A 16,045-nucleotide genomic window follows, 5' to 3' on the forward strand; every position below is an offset into this window, starting at 1 on the left:
GATTGAGGCCGCGCGTCCTGTGGGCACATCATTCACGGTCTAGAATTCGCTCCAGTCATCGAGGGCCAGCGCATTGGCACCCGAAACGGCTGCGACCGGGGCGAACTTGCGTTCCTTCTCCATCGGTTCGCTCGACGCCGACGGGCCGCTTTCTATGGTCACGTCGGAGAACTCGACCCGCAGGGCGTCGCCCTCCGCGCCGTCGAGCCTGAAGCTGGACATCTGTGCCATCAGGCGCTGTGTCTCGTGCGAGAGGTTGCGGCTGCCGGCCGAGCTTTCTTCCACCATCGCGGCGTTCTGCTGCGTGAAGGTGTCCATGCCGGCGACCATGGTCGAGATTTCGGTGATGCCTTCGGCCTGCTTTTCGGCGGCGCCGGCGATCTCCTCGACCAGCGTCGAGACCGTTGCGACTTCGCCGACGATCTGGCGCAGGGCATCGCCGCTGCTTTCGACCAGCGAGACGCCGTCGCCCACCTGCTTCGTGCTGCGGTCGATGAGCTTGCGGATGTCGTTGGCGGCATCCGCGGAGCGCTGGGCGAGCGCACGCACTTCGGTGGCGACGACCGCGAAGCCCTTGCCGGCTTCACCGGCGCGGGCAGCTTCGACGCCCGCGTTGAGGGCAAGCAGGTTGGTCTGGAAGGCAATGCCGTCGATGACGTTGATGATCGCGGCCATTTCGCGCGAGGTTGTTTCGATCCCGCGCATGGCATCGACAGCCTCGTGGGCGATCGATTCGACCTTGTTGGCCGTGTCGCGTGCCACGATCAGGCGGGTGCTGGTCTGGCGGGCGTTGTCCGCTGTGACCTGGACCACGTTCGTGAACTCGCTGAGCGTGCGCGAGGTGTCGGCCAGCGAACTGGCCTGCTGTTCGGTACGGCCGGCGAGGTCGGACGTGGCCGCCGCGATCTCGTTGGTGCCCACGCGGATCGAATTGCAGCCGTCGACGAGCTGGCGCATGGTGTCGGAAAGCCGCGCGAGGGCAAGGTTGTAGTCGACGGGAAGACGGGCGAGGGCGCCTTCGCCGGTTTCATCGAGGCGATTGGCCAGGTTGCCGTCGGCCAGCGCCTTGAGGCCATTGCCGATCGCTTCCACGGTGCGCTGAAGGTCCCGGGCGCGTTCCTGTTCCTCGAGCGCGCGCTCCTGATCGGCCTGGGCCAGGCCCTTGAAGCGTTCGAGCGCCTGGGCGAGGCTGCCCAGTTCATCCTGGCGTTCGACGCCGGGAATTTCCACGTTGGTGTCGCCGTCGATCAGGCAGCGCACGGCGCTGTCCAGCCGTTTCACCGGGCGGGCAATCGAGCGCATCATCACGAACAGAAGGATGATCGCGCAAACCAGTCCGCCAAGAGCGGCTGCGATCATGACGTCGCGCGCCTTGCCGTAGATCGCTCCGCCGCGCTTGTCGGCATCGGCCGCGGCCTTGGTGTTCAGGTCGACGAGCGTGAGCAGATGATCTTCGAGCGTGTAGAAGCTGTCGAGCCCGTCGGTGTCGAACTGATCGCGCGCGGCGGCGGGATCGGACTGGGCCAGCTCGAGAATCGAATTGTTCTGCGTGACATAGGCCATCCAGTCGGCGCGGACTTCATCGAGGGCCTTGACCTGCGCCGGTGCGCTGATGTGCTTGCCGTAGTCGGAAAGGACGCCGTCGATCACGGAGCCGGCATTGCGCAGCACCTTGTTCTGACGCTCCCAGGCCGGCGTACCGGCAGCCTTCAGGGTATCGTCCTGATGAATCCGGTATTGCGACGCATAGGCGTGAAGGTCGCCCAGTGCTTGCGAAGCGGGAAGGGCGTTTGTGGTCAGTTCGCTGGTGAGCGCATTCACGTCCGCGATCTGGCGAACGGCGAACACGCCCATGCCCGCCATGATGGCGAGCAGAAGGCTGAAGGCGAAAACCAACCGATGGGCGATCTTCAAACGTTTCATGGCTTGCGGAACTCCTGAGGGTTGCAGGAGCCCGTCTAGCCAGAACGAGTTTGATCGGATTTAAGCGACCGAGGGCAATAGCCCTGAGGGACCCTGATGAAAACGCTTAGGGATTTTTACCAGATCCCATCGATCCTTGGTTTATGGCACGGTAACCTTTACAAGCAGAAGGCGGCCCGGATTGCCGGGCCGCCTTTCATCAAGACTATGATATTGTTGATTTATATAGCCATTCAGGCGGCGGCCGTGCTTTCGTCGGAGCCGTTTTCAACCACGGTCAGCTGGTTGCCGCCGATAGCGATCTTCTTGGGCTTCATCGCCTCGGGCACTTCGCGCACGAGGTCGATTACGAGCAGGCCATCGGCCAGATCGGCGCTATCCACGCGCACGTAATCGGCCAGTTCGAAGCGGCGTTCGAAGCCGCGCTGGGCGATGCCGACGTGAAGATATTCGCCTTCAGCGCTATATTCGGGCTTGTTGCCCTTGACGATCAGCAGGTTGGCTTGCGCGGTAATGTCGATGTCGCCCGGCTTGAAACCGGCAACGGCAAGCGTGATGCGATAGGCATCGTCGCCGCGGCGCTCGATGTTGAAAGGGGGGTACTTGTCGCCCGAGTTCACGCGGCCCTGGTTTTCGATCATGTCGAACAGGCGGTCGAAGCCGACCATGGTGCGGCGATAGGGCGAAAAATCGATACGGTTCATGACAAAAATCCTCCAATGAGCAATCTTCGTAAAAGCGAGGCCCGGATCTCCGGCACCTCATGACAAGCCATCCCCATGGCGGGCCATGACTCGCTACCCTAGATATGATAGCGGCGCACCGTTTCAAGGGTGCCGCAGACAGGCAAGCAAGGAGCCCCGAATGAGCCAGCCCAAGGTCGAAATCTACACGAAGTGGGCCTGCCCCTATTGCGTCGCCGCCAAGGCGCTGCTCGACCGCAAGGGCGTGTCCTATGAAGAGTACGACATCACGATGGGCGGGCCCAGGCGTAAGGAAATGCAGGACCGGGTGCCTGGCGCCCGCACGGTTCCGCAGGTTCTGGTCGACGACACGCCTTACGGCGGTTTCGACGACATCGCCGAACTCGACCGGCAGGGCAGGCTCGACGCCGTTCTCGGGCTGTGATGCGGCTTCATTCGATCGGGGGATTTTGACGCGATGGTGCGTGCCGCACTTCTGCAGATGACGACGGGCATAGACCCGGCGGCCAATGCCGCAACGATCGTCTCGGCCGTGGCGGAAGCCAGGGCGGGGGGCGCAGCTATGATGTTCACGCCGGAGATGAGCGGAATGCTCGACCGCATGCGGTCGCGGGCGAAGGATTCGATCCGGACCGAAGGCGAGGATACCGTGCTGGCCGCCGTGCGCGAGGCCGCGGCCAGGGAAGGGCTGTGGGTTCATCTCGGCTCGCTGGCCATTGAACGCGAGGACGGTCTCTGGGCCAACCGCGCCTTCGTGATCGACGATACCGGCGCGATCCGTGCCCGCTACGACAAGATCCACATGTTCGACGTGGACCTTGCGACGGGCGAATCCTGGCGCGAATCCAACGCCTACGCGGCGGGCGATCGTGTCGTGACGGTGGAAACGCCGGTTGGGCGGCTCGGCCTTGCGATCTGCTACGACATCCGTTTTCCGGTGCTGTTCGAGGCGCTCGGCAATGCTCGGTGCGACGTGATCGCGATTCCCGCTGCCTTCACGGTTCCCACCGGCAAGGCGCACTGGCACCTGATGCAGCGCGCACGCGCGGTCGAGGCGAGCGCCTATGTCCTGTGCCCGGCGCAGGTCGGCAGCCACGAGGACGGGCGCGAGACCTATGGCCATTCGTTGGCCGTGGACCCGTGGGGCGAGGTCCTGCTCGACATGGGCGGGGAGGCGCCGGGGCTGGGTTACGCCGAGATCGATCCGGCGCGCATCGCCGAAGTGCGTGCGCAACTGCCCAGTCTTGCCAACCGGCGCGCGATTGCCACATAGGCAAGTACATGATTGTCTACGATCTGGAATGCCGCGGCGGCTCGCATCGCTTCGAGGGATGGTTCAAGTCCTCGGAGGATTTCGCGCGCCAGAAGGAGATGGGGCTGGTTTCGTGCCCGCATTGCGGTTCCGCCGACGTCGACAAGGCCGTCCAGGCACCGCGTCTCGCGCGCAAGGGCAACCAGTTGCCTGAACCGGCCATGCCTCGCCACGAGCCGCGCATGCCCGCGCAGCCCGCAGTCGCCGAAGCTCCGGCAGCGGCACCGGCCGCTGCTGCGCCGGTCGCCAACGCGCCGCTGCCGCCCGAAGCGGTGGAAATGATGCACAAGCTCGTGAAGATGCAGGCAGAGGCGCTCAAGTCCTCGCGCTACGTCGGAGAATCCTTCGCCGAAGACGCGCGCGCGATGCACTACGGCGAGCAGGAGGTCGAAACGATCCACGGCCATGCCACGCTCGCCGAAGCCGAAGAGCTTCTGGAGGAAGGTATCGCCGTCGTGCCCCTGCCGTTCCCGGCGCTTCCTCCCGATCAGGCGAACTGATCGCCGCCGGCACTTGGCCGATTGCCAAGTCCCGCCGCGCAAGTTAGGACGCCCCCCGAGTGCGCCCGTAGCTCAGCAGGATAGAGCATCAGATTCCTAATCTGGGGGCCACAGGTTCGAATCCTGTCGGGCGCACCATTCGATCTTCGATCGAACCGCTGCACCCTGAGTCGGACGGATGGTTCGAACCATGTTCGAACAGGCGCACCAACACCCAAAATGATGAAGCCGGACCCCGTCGACGAATCGGCGGGGCCGGGCGCGCATTTCAGGCTGGAAGACCCGGCCCGGTTCAGTCGAGCGGCTGCTTGGACGATCCGTCGACCGGGGGCAGGGCCGGAATGACAGTCTTGGGCTGATCGCCGGTAAGGGCCTGGAGGAAGGCCACGATGTCCGACACGTCCTGTGGCGCCAGCGCTTCGCCGAGCTGGCTCTTGGCCATGACGGTCACGGCCTCATCGAGGCTCCAGACCTTGCCCGTGTGGAAGTAGGGCGCGGTAAGAGCGATATTGCGAAGCGTCGGGACCTTGAAGGAATAGCTGTCGGCATCGTCCTTGGTGATGGCGAAGCGGCCAAGGTCGTCGGGCGGCAGCAGATCGGCGGACGGTGCCGAAACGGCGCCGAACTTGGCGTACATGGAACCGCCCATGTTGACGCCGTTGTGGCAGGCCGAACAGCCGTTGTCCATGAAGGCCTGGAGACCGCGCCGCTGCGTTTCGTTCAGCGCCTTGCCGTCTCCTTTGAGGAAGCGATCGAAGGGGGCATTGGGCGTTACCAGCGTGGCTTCGTATGCCGCGATCGCGGCCTGGACGTTCTCCATGCGGATCGGGTCCTGGTCGCCGGGAAAGGCACTGGTGAACATCCCGGCATAACCGGGAATGCTCTTGAGCGTCGGGACGACCTGATCGGCCGCCATGGCCATTTCGACCGGGTTGGTGATCGGCCCGCCGGCCTGCTCGGCCAGGTCCTTGGCGCGCCCGTCCCAGAACTGGGCCATGTTGTAGGCGGCGTTGAGCACGGTCGGCGCGTTGCGGCTGCCGTGCTGCCAGCGATGGCCCAGCGACGTCGGCCGCGCATCCGCGCCGCCTAACCCCATGTTGTGGCATCCCGCGCAGGACTGCGAGTGGCTCGCGGACAGGCGCGGGTCGAAATAGAGCGCCGTGCCGAGTGCAATGATTTCGGGCGTCGACTTGACGCCCGCGATTTTGGCCGGCCCGTCGGGCAGGGGCTCGAACTGTTCGCGTGCGGCCAGGATCAGCGGATCGCTGGTCGCGGCTACTGCATCTTCCTTCTGCTCGGGGCTGGAGGACTGGCAGGCTGCGAGCGAGAGGGCTGCCACGGATACGAGGATAGAAGTGATCTTGGTCATCGTGCTTCCCACTAGTTTGCGGAAAGCCCTAGATTTCTTACCTGACCACTCCCTGACGCCAACGCTCCGGAAGGCTGATAAATGAGGCCTGCACGACCCGCATAAGCGCAACAGCCAAGCTGCCGAGGCGGCGTATCGGCCAGTATTCAACTATGCAGGTTCATGAAGCCGGGGCCTAGGGCGGATCGACATTCAACCCTGACGGCCTGCAAATGGCGCTTTTCCGCGCTTCCGGTGCTCACGTACTAAAAGTACGCTGCGCTCCGGATCCCGTAAAAACACCATTTTCGGCTCGCCATCTTCTGAATGTCGATCCGTCCTAGTCGTCCGACTTGCCGGCAAATCCTGATGCGGGCCACCAGGTAAGGGTGTGCACGTCGTGAGCCGTGGTCCATACGCCGGCGGCGGTATAGCGCAATGCGCCGCTTCCCGCTGCCGCGCCGATGCGTGCCTCGATGGCCTGCGTCGCCCCGTCTATCACGACAAAGGTCTGGTCGTCGGTGGTGCGCAGCCAGACCTTGCCGTCACCCGTATCGATGTCGCCCCACTTCAGGTTGTCGCCAACCTTGATGCGGCCGGTCACCTTGCCGCTGCAGCTATCGATCCGCGCAACCGTGCCGTCGCCCTGTTCCTGAACCCAGACCGCGCCCGAGCCGGCGGCGAGAAAGCCGGGTTCCTTGCCCAGCGGCGTCTTTACGGTCACGGCATTGGTCTCGGGGTCGATGCGTTGCAGCGACTGCTCCGTGGCGCTGACCGCCCAGACCGATCCGTATCCGAAGGCGAGGTACCAGGTGCCCGGATCGACGGTGACCGTTGCGACGACGGTATTGGTGTCGGGATCGATGCGCGAGACGACGCCCTTGTTGTCGCTGGCGACCCAGACCGAGCCGGCACCGGCGACGACATTGAGTTCGCCCTTGGGATTGGCGATCCCGGTGGGGATCGTAGCGGTGATCTTGGCTGTCTCCAGATCGATCCGCTTGAGCGTGCCTTCGCTGCAGTCGGCGGCCCAGAGGGCACCCTGGGTGATGGCCATGGTGCCGCAGGGGCGGGCCATGGGAACTTCGGCCAGCTTGCCTTCGCGCGACCAGCGCTCGATCCGCCCGCGGTTGGTGGCCCAGACGGTTTCTCCGTCGACCGCCAGGAAGTCGGCAAAGCCGGGAACGGTAATGACCTGCTCGCCCTCGGCGTGCGCAGGCGGCGAGATGGCAGCAAGGCCTGCGGTGGCCGTCAGAAACATGCGCTTGAGCTTGTTCATCGTCTTTTCCTTCGGTCTTGCTGCTATCCGGTTGCCGGTTTGGTGCCCTCAGGCGAGCTGCGCGATGTAGGCGCGCCATCCTCCCAGGCTCGTGATGTCCTGTGCGCCCTTGGTGGCGCGGGGCTCGGAGACGAAGCCCTTGACGCTGGTGCCGTCGGCAAGCGTCACCGTTCCGATGGCGAGCGGCGGCGGCACTTCCGCGACGAAGCTGCCGAACTCGGCAACGCCCAGCTCATAGACCTCGACGGGGATCCCGGCGCCGTCTTCGCTGTACACGAGTGCCGGCTTGGGCGGGGTGCTGTCCGCCATGGCGTAGAGCCGGTAAGTGGGGGCGGTATCGAAGGCGCCGACGAACTTCGCGTCGCGCGAGGTGAGCTGCCAATGGAGGGGCATGTCCTTAAGGTGCGCGCCGACGACGGCGAGTTTCACGGTCTGCATTTTTCCCTCCAGGTCGAGTGGTGGTGGCGATGGAAGATCTGCGGCGGAGAGATATGCGTCCGCCGCTTCGAAAAGAGCCTGGTCGGTATCGGCCGGACCTATCAGCGTAATGCCGAAGCCCGTGCCGTTCCCGCGTATCCCGGCCGGTACGGCGAGCGCGGCCATGTCGAGCAGGTTCACGAAGTTGGTGTAGGCGCCCAGGTTGCTGTTGAGCGCGACCGGCGCGGCAAGCATTTCCGCGACGCGGTAGGTCGTGCCCGTCGTGGGGAAGACGAACATGTCGATGCTCGTCCACAGCGTGTCCGCGTAGCGCTTGAGTTCGGCGAGGCGATAGATGCCGTTGAACAGGTCGACCGCGGTCATCGGCAGGCCGGCTTCGACCACCTCGCGAACCGTCTTGTCGATCGCATCGGGGTTGTTCGCAAGGATGTCGGCCATGGCGGCGGTGCGCTCCGCCACCCAGGGGCCGCCATAGAGCAGCAGCGCCGCCTCCTGCAGCGGAGCGTAGTCGATCTCGACCAGCTCGGCCGTCTCGGCGAGCTTTTCCAGCGCGCGATCATAGAGGTATTCGGACTCGATATCGCCGAAGAAGTTGCGTTGGTCGCGGCGCGGAACGCCGATGACCTTCGGCGACAGCGGCCTGTTCGCCAAGGGCTTGGAGAACGGATCGGCGGGGTCGAATGCCGCCAGCACTTCGTCGACCAGGCGGGCGTCGGCCGTGTCGTCGGTGAAGACGGTGATGCAGTCGAGCGTGCGGCAGGCAGGTACGAGGCCGCGCGTGCTCCAACGCCCCTTGCTGGGCTTGAACCCGATCAGGTGGTTGAAGGCAGCGGGGACACGGCCCGAGCCGGCAGTATCGGTTCCCAGCGCAAAGGGCACCAGTCCCGCCGCCACGGCGACGGACGAACCGGAACTCGATCCGCCGCTGACATAGTCCAGATTGTAGGCGTTGCGGGGGATGCCATAAGGGCTGCGCGAGCCGTTCAGGCCGGTAGCGAACTGGTCGAGATTGGTCTTGCCCAGGCACAGGGCGCCCGCAGCCGTCAGGCGCTCGATGACTCCGGCGGAGGCTTCGGGGCGGTAGGCGAAGGCAGGGCAGGCGGCGGTCGTCTCGAAGCACGCGACGTCGATGTTGTCCTTCGCGGCGAAGGGCACGCCGGCCAGCGGCAATGTCTCTCCGGCGGCGATGCGCGCATCGACGGCGCGTGCCGCGGCGAGGAAGTTCTCGCGTGCGGCCCGGCTGATCCAGATCTGCGGCTGGACCGCGTCATAGGCAACGGCGCGGGCCAGGGTTTCCTCGGCCACCGCGACGGCGCTCGTCTCTCCGGCATTGACGGCGGCCGCGATCGCGGCCGCGCTGCGACGGTTCAGGTCCATCATGCAGGCCTCTTGAGCGCCAGCATCGGTGATCCAGGTTGCAAGGGCTTCCCTTCCTGCATGTAGAGGGCGGCGACCGTTCCCGCACCGGGGCTCTCGACCGAAGATTCCATCTTCATGGCCTCGATGACGGCAATCCTGTCGCCCGCTTTCACTTCGTCTCCCGCCGAAACGAGCAGCTTGGAAACAACGCCGCCGTAAGGCGCTTCGACGAGATGGGCGCCGTCCGGGATGTCGATGGCACCGGCCTGGGTGTCCTCGCGTTCTTCGGCCTCGGTAATCCGGTCGAATTCGCCTCGACGCTGCCATTCGGCGCGTTCCTCGTCGAATGCGGTCTGGCGCCGGGCCTCGAATTCCCCGATCGATTCCGCATTATCCGCAAGGAAAGCGCGATAGTCGGCAAGACGGAATTCCGATGGTTCGATACGCAGCGAGCGCCTTCCGCTCGGGAAATCGCGGCGCCACTCGGCAAGCTCCTCGGCGCTCACCGGATAGAAGCGGATCTGGTCGAAGAAGCGCAGCAACCAGGGCCGTCCCTCGATGAAGGCGTCGGTCTGGCGATAGGTGTTCCACACCTGGACGGTGCGGCCGAACAGCTGGTAACCGCCCGGCCCCTCCATGCCGTAGATGCACATGTAGGCGCCACCGATGCCCACGACGTTGGGTGGCGTCCACGTGCGCGCGGGATTGTACTTGGTCGTGACAAGCCGGTGCCGGGGATCGACGGGGGTCGCCACCGGCGCGCCCAGATAGACGTCGCCAAGACCGAGAACGAGATAGTTCGCGTCGAAGATGAGGTTCTCGACGGCCGCGGTGTCGGGAAGGCCGTTGATGCGCCGGATGAACTCGATGTTGTCCGGGCACCAGGGCGCATCGTCGCGTACGGCGCTCATGTACTTCTGGATCGTCTCGATCGTCGCAGGATCGCGCCAGCTGATGGGCAGGTGGACGATGCGGGAGGGGATCGAGAAATCCTCGAGGTCGCCCAGCCGTTCCTCTGCCGCGATCAGCGTGTTCAGCACGGCCTGCTGATCCATCACTTCGCCGTCGAAGTGCACCTGAAGCGAACGGATGCCGGGGACGATGTCGATGATGCCGGGCAACGCGAGGCGTTCCAGCTCGGTCATCAAGGCATGCACGCGGATGCGCAATTCGATGTCGAGCACGATAGGGCCGTATTCGACGAGAATGTTCCGGTCGCCCTGCTGACGATAGACGGTCTGCGGCCGGCCCTGGCTTTCGGGGAGCCTCGCGAGGATGGGCGAGAGCGTCTCCACGGCCCGTGTCGGGCCGGGAATGTAGGGCGTTCCCGTTGCGACCAGTTGCCGCTGGAGCACGTCCGCCGTGGCGGCGTCGTCAATGTTGACCGGCGCGAAGCGGAGCTTGTCGCCGGGGGCGAGCTGGCCGATCTTCCACTGGTCCGCGGCGATCACGACGAAGGGACAGACGAAACCGCCGAGCGAAGGGCCGTCCGGGCCGAGGATGATCGGCATGTCGCCGGTAAAGTCGACCGCGCCGATGGCATAAGCGTTGTCGTGGATGTTGGACGGGTGCAGGCCCGCCTCGCCACCGTCCGTGCGGGCCCAGCGCGGCTTGGGGCCGATAAGGCGGACGCCCGTGCGGTTGCTGTTGTAGTGGACTTGCCACTCGGCGGACACGATCGTGTCGATGTCCTCGTCGGTGAAGAAGTCGGGCGCGCCGTGCGGGCCATAGAGCACGCGCAGCGTCCATTCGGTTGAAATCTCGGGCAGGTCGACCGTGGGCAGGGGCTCGTCGGTTTTTTCGGCGCCCAGATGCAGGGTATCGCCCGCGAGCAGGCGGCGGGCGGCATGACCACCGAACTGGCCCAGCTCGAACGTGCTGCAGCTTCCGAGGTAGGGCGCGATGTCGAGGCCGCCCGCGAACAGCAGGTAGCCGCGAATGCCGCCGCCCGTGGCGCGACCCAAGGCCAGGGTCTGGCCGGCGGCCACGTCGATCGCCACGCCGCGCTGGAGCGGGACGCCATCGAGGGTCGCGCCGAAATCGGCACCCATGAGACAGATGCGCGCCGGAGAGACGAACGAGAGCGTCGGCCCGGTGGCGGTGATTTCCAGCCCCGGAGTTCCTTCCGCATTTCCGAGCAGTCTGTTGCCCAGGCGGAAGGACTGGTCGTCCATCGGGCCCGAAGGAGGAACACCGACGGCCCAGTACCTTTGGCGGCCCGGCCAGTCCTGCACGGTGGTTGCCGTCCCGCCGCTGATCACGCGGACACAGCGGGGATCGTAGGCGATGTCATCCAGTACGCGGGTCGAAACCGTGCCTTCGACGAAGGCGGGTGACTGCACCACCTCGCGCAGCCAGCGCAGGTTCGTCTCGATGCCGTCCACCCGGCTTTGCGCCATGGCCGCCTGTGCGGCCTTCACGGCCTCGGCGCGGTTGGGAGCGTGCACGATCAGCTTTGCCAGCATCGGGTCGTACCAGGCGCTGACCGAACTGCCGGCTTCGCACCAGGTCTCGACGCGGATGTCGGAGGGGAACTCCACGGCGGTCAGCGTGCCGGACGTGGGGCGATAATCGAGCGAAGGGTCCTCGGCGTAGAGACGCATCTGGATCGAATGGCCCTGCGGCATAGACGGCGCCTCGTCGAGGAAGCTGAAGTCGCCGGCCCCGCCGCGCACCATCCATTCCACGAGGTCGAGGCCCATGACCTCCTCGGTCACGCCGTGCTCGACCTGCAGGCGGGTGTTCATCTCCAGGAAGAAGAAGTGCTGCCGGTCTGCGTCGTAGAGGAACTCGACCGTTCCTGCCGAACGGTATTGCGCGGCCTCGCCAAGCCGCACGGCAGCGGCCATAAGCTCGGAGCGGACCGCTTCCGGCAGCAGCGGCGCGGGCGCTTCCTCGACCACCTTCTGGTTGCGGCGCTGAAGCGAACAGTCGCGCTCGCCGAGCGCCACGACGCGGCCCTTGCCATCGCCGAAAAGCTGCACCTCGATGTGCCGGGCCCGTCGGATATAGCTTTCGAGGAAGACCCCGGCATCGCCGAAGTTGCTCAGGCCCTGCCGCGCCACGGCGGCGAAGCCTTCGCGCAGGTCGTCTTCGTTCTCGCAGACGCGCATGCCGATGCCGCCGCCGCCTGCCGTGGCCTTCAGCATCACCGGAAAGCCGATGTCGTGCGCGGCGCTGACGGCTTCGGCTTCGCTGGTGAGGAGTTCGGTTCCCGGAGCCAGCGGAACGTCGTGCGCGGCGGCCAGCGCACGGGCACTGTGTTTGAGGCCGAAGGTGCGGATATTGTCCGTGGTGGGGCCGATGAAGACGATGCCGGAGGCCGCGCAGGCCTCTGCGAAGTCGACGTTCTCGGCCAGGAAGCCGTATCCGGGATGAATGGCGCCGGCGCCGGTGCGGCGGGCAGCCTCCAGGATCGCCTCTACGTTGAGGTAGCTTTCGGACGCGCGCGCGCCGCCGATGCATACGGCCTCGTCAGCCTCCGAGACGTGCATCGAACCTTCGTCCGCTTCCGAATAGACGGCGACGGAGCGCAGGCCCATGTGGCGGAGCGTGCGGATGATGCGGGTGGCGATCGCACCGCGGTTTGCGATCAGGACAGTATCGAAGCTCATGCAGCGACAATCATCCGCACGGGCGTCGGGTTGAAGCCGTTACAGGGATTGTTGATCTGCGGGCAGTTGGAGACGACCACGATGACATCCATTTCGGCATGCAGGTCCACGGAAAGACCCGGTGCGGAGATCCCGTCGACGATGCCGAGCGACCCGTCCTGTTCGACCGGCACGTTCATGAAGAAGTTGATGTTGGAGACGATGTCGCGCTTGCCGCGTCCCTCGGTCAGGTTCGCTTCGAGGAAGTTCTCCACGCAGGCGTGCTGGGCCTTCGTGTGGTGGCCGTAGCGAAGGGTGTTGGACTCGCAGGAGCAGGCGCCCCCGATGGTGTCGTGATAGGCGACCGAGGTTGCCGCGATGGTCATCATCGGCCGGCCTTCGTTCGAGCGCAGGATCGTGCCACTGCGAAGGAACAGGTTGCCCTGCGCGGAGACGGTATCCTGCGCGCTGTAGCGCTCGGCGTCGTCTTCTGCGGAGTAGAGCAGGAAGTCGACGGCCTGATTGCCCTCGAGATCGATGATGCGGAGCGTCTGGCCGGCGGCGATGTGGTGCAGCCAGGGTGCCCGCGCGGGCACGATCTCGTCATGGATCACAGCGCCCGGGAGGTCTGCCAGATGGGGATCGGCGTTCATTGTTGCCTGTCCTTGTTCAGCGACGGAAGTAGTCTTCGACATTCAGGAAGGCGCGGAGGCCTTCCGGCGTAGCGGTGCGGACCGGATCGTCCTCTGGCGTCACCGGGCCGCGCCAGGCGGTGGCGCGCAGCGGCGTGACCGTCCAGTCGGTGCGGGGATCGAGAACGTGCGGGCAGTTGGCGATCACGACGATCACGTCCATCTCCGCGCGCAACACCAAGCTCCGGCCCGGATCGAAAGGGCCGATCAGCGGCACGATCGTGCCGTCGTCCTCGATCCGCGTGCCCTTGAACAGGTTCACGCAGGGGTGCACGTCCCGGCGCCCGAGCCCGTGCTTGGCGGCACCTAGGAGGAAACGGTCGCGGCCATTGGGGTAGGGGCCGCTGTTGCGCCCTTCGCCATACTTGGCGGCGTTGGTATCGGCGTTGGAAGTCCCGCAGAAGCAGTCATGCGTGTCCGCATCGTCTTCCAGGATGCTCAGAAGGACGCGGCCCATGTCCGACAGGAGCAGCTTGCCTTCACCGAGATAGGCGTTCCACTGCACCTTCACGGTGTCCGCGACGTTGAGGCGCTCTGTCGGCATGTCCGCGTTGAAGACGAGGAGCGAGGCGGAGGCATCGCCCTTGAGGTCGACGAGACGCAGGCGCGTGCCTCGTGAAAGCCGCCGCGTGGCATAGCCGCCGGCCGCGATCGTCTCTTCCCACAGAAGGTCCCCGGCGGACACGCCGGGCGGCAGGTCGTCCGCGGCCGGGGGCAGCACCGGCATGCTTTCGGTCACAGTCCCTGCCATGCTGCGGGCATGATCGCGGGCAGCAAGAGGATTCGCCAAAGTCTCGGTCATGCATTGGCTCCGATCGGTTTGGAGTTGTCGCCATCCTGTTTGTAGAGTGGCGGCAGGAGGGAGGTCGTGGTGACGAGCTCCAGTTGTTGCACCCCGCGGATGCGCCGAATGGAATCGCACAGTTCCTTCAGCCGTACTGCGGGTCCCTGCACGAGGAGGACTTCGAGGGACTGGTCATCCTCGAGAAACACGTGCTGGGAAGAGATGACTTCCTTGAGGTAATTGGCCTGCGTCTGGGAAAGCAGGTGCCGCACGCGACCGCGTTCGCCGCGGTACACGAGGGTGACGGTACCGGCGAGCATCTCGTCGGGATGGAAAAGCGATTCATGCTCGACGAGAGCGTGCCGGATCAGTTCCGCGATCAACTGCGAACGCGACGGCAAACCGCGTTCCGACACCATCGTATCAAGCTGTCGGAAGAGTTCTGCCGGGAGGCTCATGCTGAGTCTGGCCAAGCTTGCAGATTCGGAGCTCATGAGCATCCTCTCTCAATTATTACCAAGTTCGTCAATGGTAATACTAACCTGTTCCAGGGCAGCGCGGCTGATTTTTTTCTCGAGAGGCAGGTCGTAGACGGCGGTGGCGCCAAAACGATGGGGCGCGTGCGGATCGTGACGGCGCTTGTCGAGCGCCAGCACACGGGTGCCGAGCGAGAAGGCTTCCCCGATGTCGTGGGTCACCATGATGATCGTGAGCGTGTAGTCCCGCCACAGACGCGTGATGAGCGCGTGCATGTCGGCCCGGATGCCGGGATCGAGCGCGCCGAACGGTTCATCGAGAAGCAGGATGCGCGGGCGTTTCACCAGAGCCTGGGCAATGGCGAGCCTCTGCTGCATGCCGCCGGACATCTGCGCGGGGTAGAGGTGCAGGCTGTCGCCCAGGCCGACAGCGGTCAGCATCTCGATCGCTTCCGCTTCGGCAGCACGGCGGGCCGAGCCGAAGAGGCGGCCCGAAATCGGGGCCTGCGCGCATTCCATGCCGAAGATCGTGTTGCGCAACACGGACAGGTGCGGAAAGACGGAGTAGCGCTGGAATACCACGCCGCGATCGGGGCCGCATTCGGGTATGAGCGGGGTTCCGTCGAGCAGGATTTTTCCGTGCGTCGGCGCTTCCTGCCCGAGAATGAGGCGAAGGAAGGTGCTTTTGCCCGCACCGGAGGGGCCTACGACCGATACGAAGGAGCCGGCATCGATATCGAGGTTGAGATTCTCGATGATGATCCTGTCGCCATATTCGACCCAGACATCGCGAAGGTTAAGGAGAGCGCTCAATGGCTTGCCTCGTGTGCCCAGGGGAACAGCCGCCGGCTCAGGTAGGCCAGCGTCATGTCGATGATGATTGCGAGAATGGCGATCCAGGCGACGTAAGGCAGGATGACGTCCATCGAGAGGTAGCGCCGGACAAGGAAGATGCGGTAGCCGAGGCCGACGTCGGACGCGATCGCCTCTGCCGAGATCAGGAAGACCCAGGCCGGGCCGAGCGCTAGGCGCATCGCGTGGATGAGGCGCGGCATGGCCTGTGGCAGTGCGACCCGGATCATCACCTGCCAGCTGCTTGCGCCCAGTGTCTGCGCCTTGATGATCTGTTCTCTCGGCAGTTCGACGACATGTGCCGCGATATCGCGGATCATGACCGGGGCGATGCCCACCACGATCAGCGCGACCTTGGCCGTTTCACCAAGGCCCAGGGCGATGAACAGAATGGGCAGCAGGGCGATCGGCGGAATGACGGCGATGCCGGTGACCAGCGGTCCCAGGGTCGCGCGGACGGGCGGCAGAACGCCGATCACAAGCCCGACCATGATGGCCATGAGCGTCGAGATCCCGAGACCGATGCCCAGTCGTTGCAGGCTTGCGAACGTGTCCGCCCAGAAGACCAGCTGGCCCGAAAGCTTGTCCGGCTCGAAGATGAGCGCGTACATGCTCTCCGCCATGGTCCCCGGCAGCGGCAGGATCTTGTCCGCCGGATTGGCTGCGTGGCGACTCACTGCCATGACGAGATAGATCACGACCAGAAGCAGGATCGGCAGCGAACCAAGCAACAGACGATCGGTTCGCCGAACTTGACGATTTACCCAGCGCATTTTCGGCACATC

The 16,045-nt window shown here is 65.0% G+C and carries 14 protein-coding genes and 1 tRNA gene; 4 read left to right on the plus strand and 11 right to left on the minus strand.

The window, feature by feature from the left end; all coding sequences use genetic code 11:
- Positions 1-39: 39 nt before the first annotated feature.
- Positions 40-1,923 carry a methyl-accepting chemotaxis protein gene (locus NZK81_RS08215; protein ID WP_260045630.1) on the minus strand — a complete coding sequence of 628 codons (1,884 nt, stop codon included), beginning with the start codon at positions 1,921-1,923 and terminating at the stop codon, positions 40-42.
- Positions 1,924-2,156: 233 nt separating this feature from the next.
- A complete protein-coding gene (locus tag NZK81_RS08220; RefSeq protein WP_260045631.1) occupies positions 2,157-2,627 on the minus strand; it encodes an Hsp20 family protein in 471 nt (156 codons plus the stop codon).
- A gap of 160 nt (positions 2,628-2,787) precedes the next feature.
- Here NZK81_RS08220 and grxC point away from each other — a divergent pair, with 160 nt between their 5' ends.
- The 4 genes from grxC to NZK81_RS08240 all read left to right on the plus strand — a co-directional run bounded on the left by grxC (position 2,788) and on the right by NZK81_RS08240 (position 4,577).
- The gene (gene grxC / locus NZK81_RS08225) at positions 2,788-3,051 is read left to right on the plus strand and encodes a glutaredoxin 3 (RefSeq protein ID WP_260045632.1); all 264 of its coding nucleotides are present in this window, start codon (positions 2,788-2,790) and stop codon (positions 3,049-3,051) included.
- A gap of 33 nt (positions 3,052-3,084) precedes the next feature.
- Positions 3,085-3,900, plus strand: a complete 816-nt coding sequence (locus NZK81_RS08230) for a carbon-nitrogen hydrolase family protein (RefSeq protein WP_260045633.1) — start codon at positions 3,085-3,087, stop codon at positions 3,898-3,900.
- Positions 3,901-3,908: 8 nt separating this feature from the next.
- Positions 3,909-4,439: a DUF1178 family protein gene (locus NZK81_RS08235; protein WP_260045634.1), complete on the plus strand. Its 531-nt coding sequence runs from the start codon at positions 3,909-3,911 to the stop codon at positions 4,437-4,439.
- A gap of 61 nt (positions 4,440-4,500) precedes the next feature.
- A tRNA-Arg gene (locus NZK81_RS08240) sits at positions 4,501-4,577 on the plus strand.
- Between the two features lie 154 nt (positions 4,578-4,731).
- Here NZK81_RS08240 and NZK81_RS08245 read toward each other — a convergent pair.
- The 9 genes from NZK81_RS08245 to NZK81_RS08285 form a co-directional block, all read right to left on the minus strand.
- Complete coding sequence (locus NZK81_RS08245; protein WP_260045635.1) at positions 4,732-5,808, minus strand: cytochrome-c peroxidase; 1,077 nt, start codon at positions 5,806-5,808, stop codon at positions 4,732-4,734.
- 319 nt (positions 5,809-6,127) lie between these two features.
- Complete coding sequence (locus NZK81_RS08250) at positions 6,128-7,066, minus strand: Vgb family protein (protein ID WP_419181664.1); 939 nt, start codon at positions 7,064-7,066, stop codon at positions 6,128-6,130.
- Positions 7,067-7,114: 48 nt separating this feature from the next.
- Entirely contained in the window at positions 7,115-8,884 is a 1,770-nt protein-coding gene (atzF, locus tag NZK81_RS08255; protein WP_260045636.1) for an allophanate hydrolase, read from the minus strand.
- Positions 8,881-12,477, minus strand: a complete 3,597-nt coding sequence (uca, locus tag NZK81_RS08260) for an urea carboxylase (RefSeq protein WP_260045637.1) — start codon at positions 12,475-12,477, stop codon at positions 8,881-8,883. The genes atzF and uca overlap by 4 nt, the downstream gene beginning before the upstream one ends.
- Positions 12,474-13,109 (minus strand): urea amidolyase associated protein UAAP2, encoded by a 636-nt coding sequence (locus tag NZK81_RS08265; RefSeq protein WP_260045638.1) that lies wholly within the window; start codon positions 13,107-13,109, stop codon positions 12,474-12,476. The genes uca and NZK81_RS08265 overlap by 4 nt, the downstream gene beginning before the upstream one ends.
- A 16-nt stretch (positions 13,110-13,125) precedes the next feature.
- A complete protein-coding gene (locus NZK81_RS08270; protein ID WP_260045639.1) occupies positions 13,126-13,950 on the minus strand; it encodes an urea amidolyase associated protein UAAP1 in 825 nt (274 codons plus the stop codon).
- Positions 13,947-14,426, minus strand: coding sequence for a CopG family ribbon-helix-helix protein (locus NZK81_RS08275; RefSeq protein WP_260045640.1), 480 nt, complete (start codon positions 14,424-14,426; stop codon positions 13,947-13,949). Before NZK81_RS08275 ends, NZK81_RS08270 begins: the two co-directional genes overlap by 4 nt.
- Positions 14,427-14,438: 12 nt before the next feature.
- Complete coding sequence (locus NZK81_RS08280) at positions 14,439-15,221, minus strand: ATP-binding cassette domain-containing protein (RefSeq protein ID WP_260045641.1); 783 nt, start codon at positions 15,219-15,221, stop codon at positions 14,439-14,441.
- On the minus strand, positions 15,218-16,033 hold the full coding sequence (locus NZK81_RS08285) for an ABC transporter permease (RefSeq protein WP_260045642.1): 816 nt from the start codon (positions 16,031-16,033) through the stop codon (positions 15,218-15,220). The genes NZK81_RS08280 and NZK81_RS08285 overlap by 4 nt, the downstream gene beginning before the upstream one ends.
- Positions 16,034-16,045 lie beyond the last annotated feature (12 nt).

Origin of the sequence: Novosphingobium mangrovisedimenti (genome assembly GCF_025153475.1) — a bacterium.
Taxonomy (GTDB): Bacteria; Pseudomonadota; Alphaproteobacteria; order Sphingomonadales; family Sphingomonadaceae; genus Novosphingobium; species Novosphingobium mangrovi_A.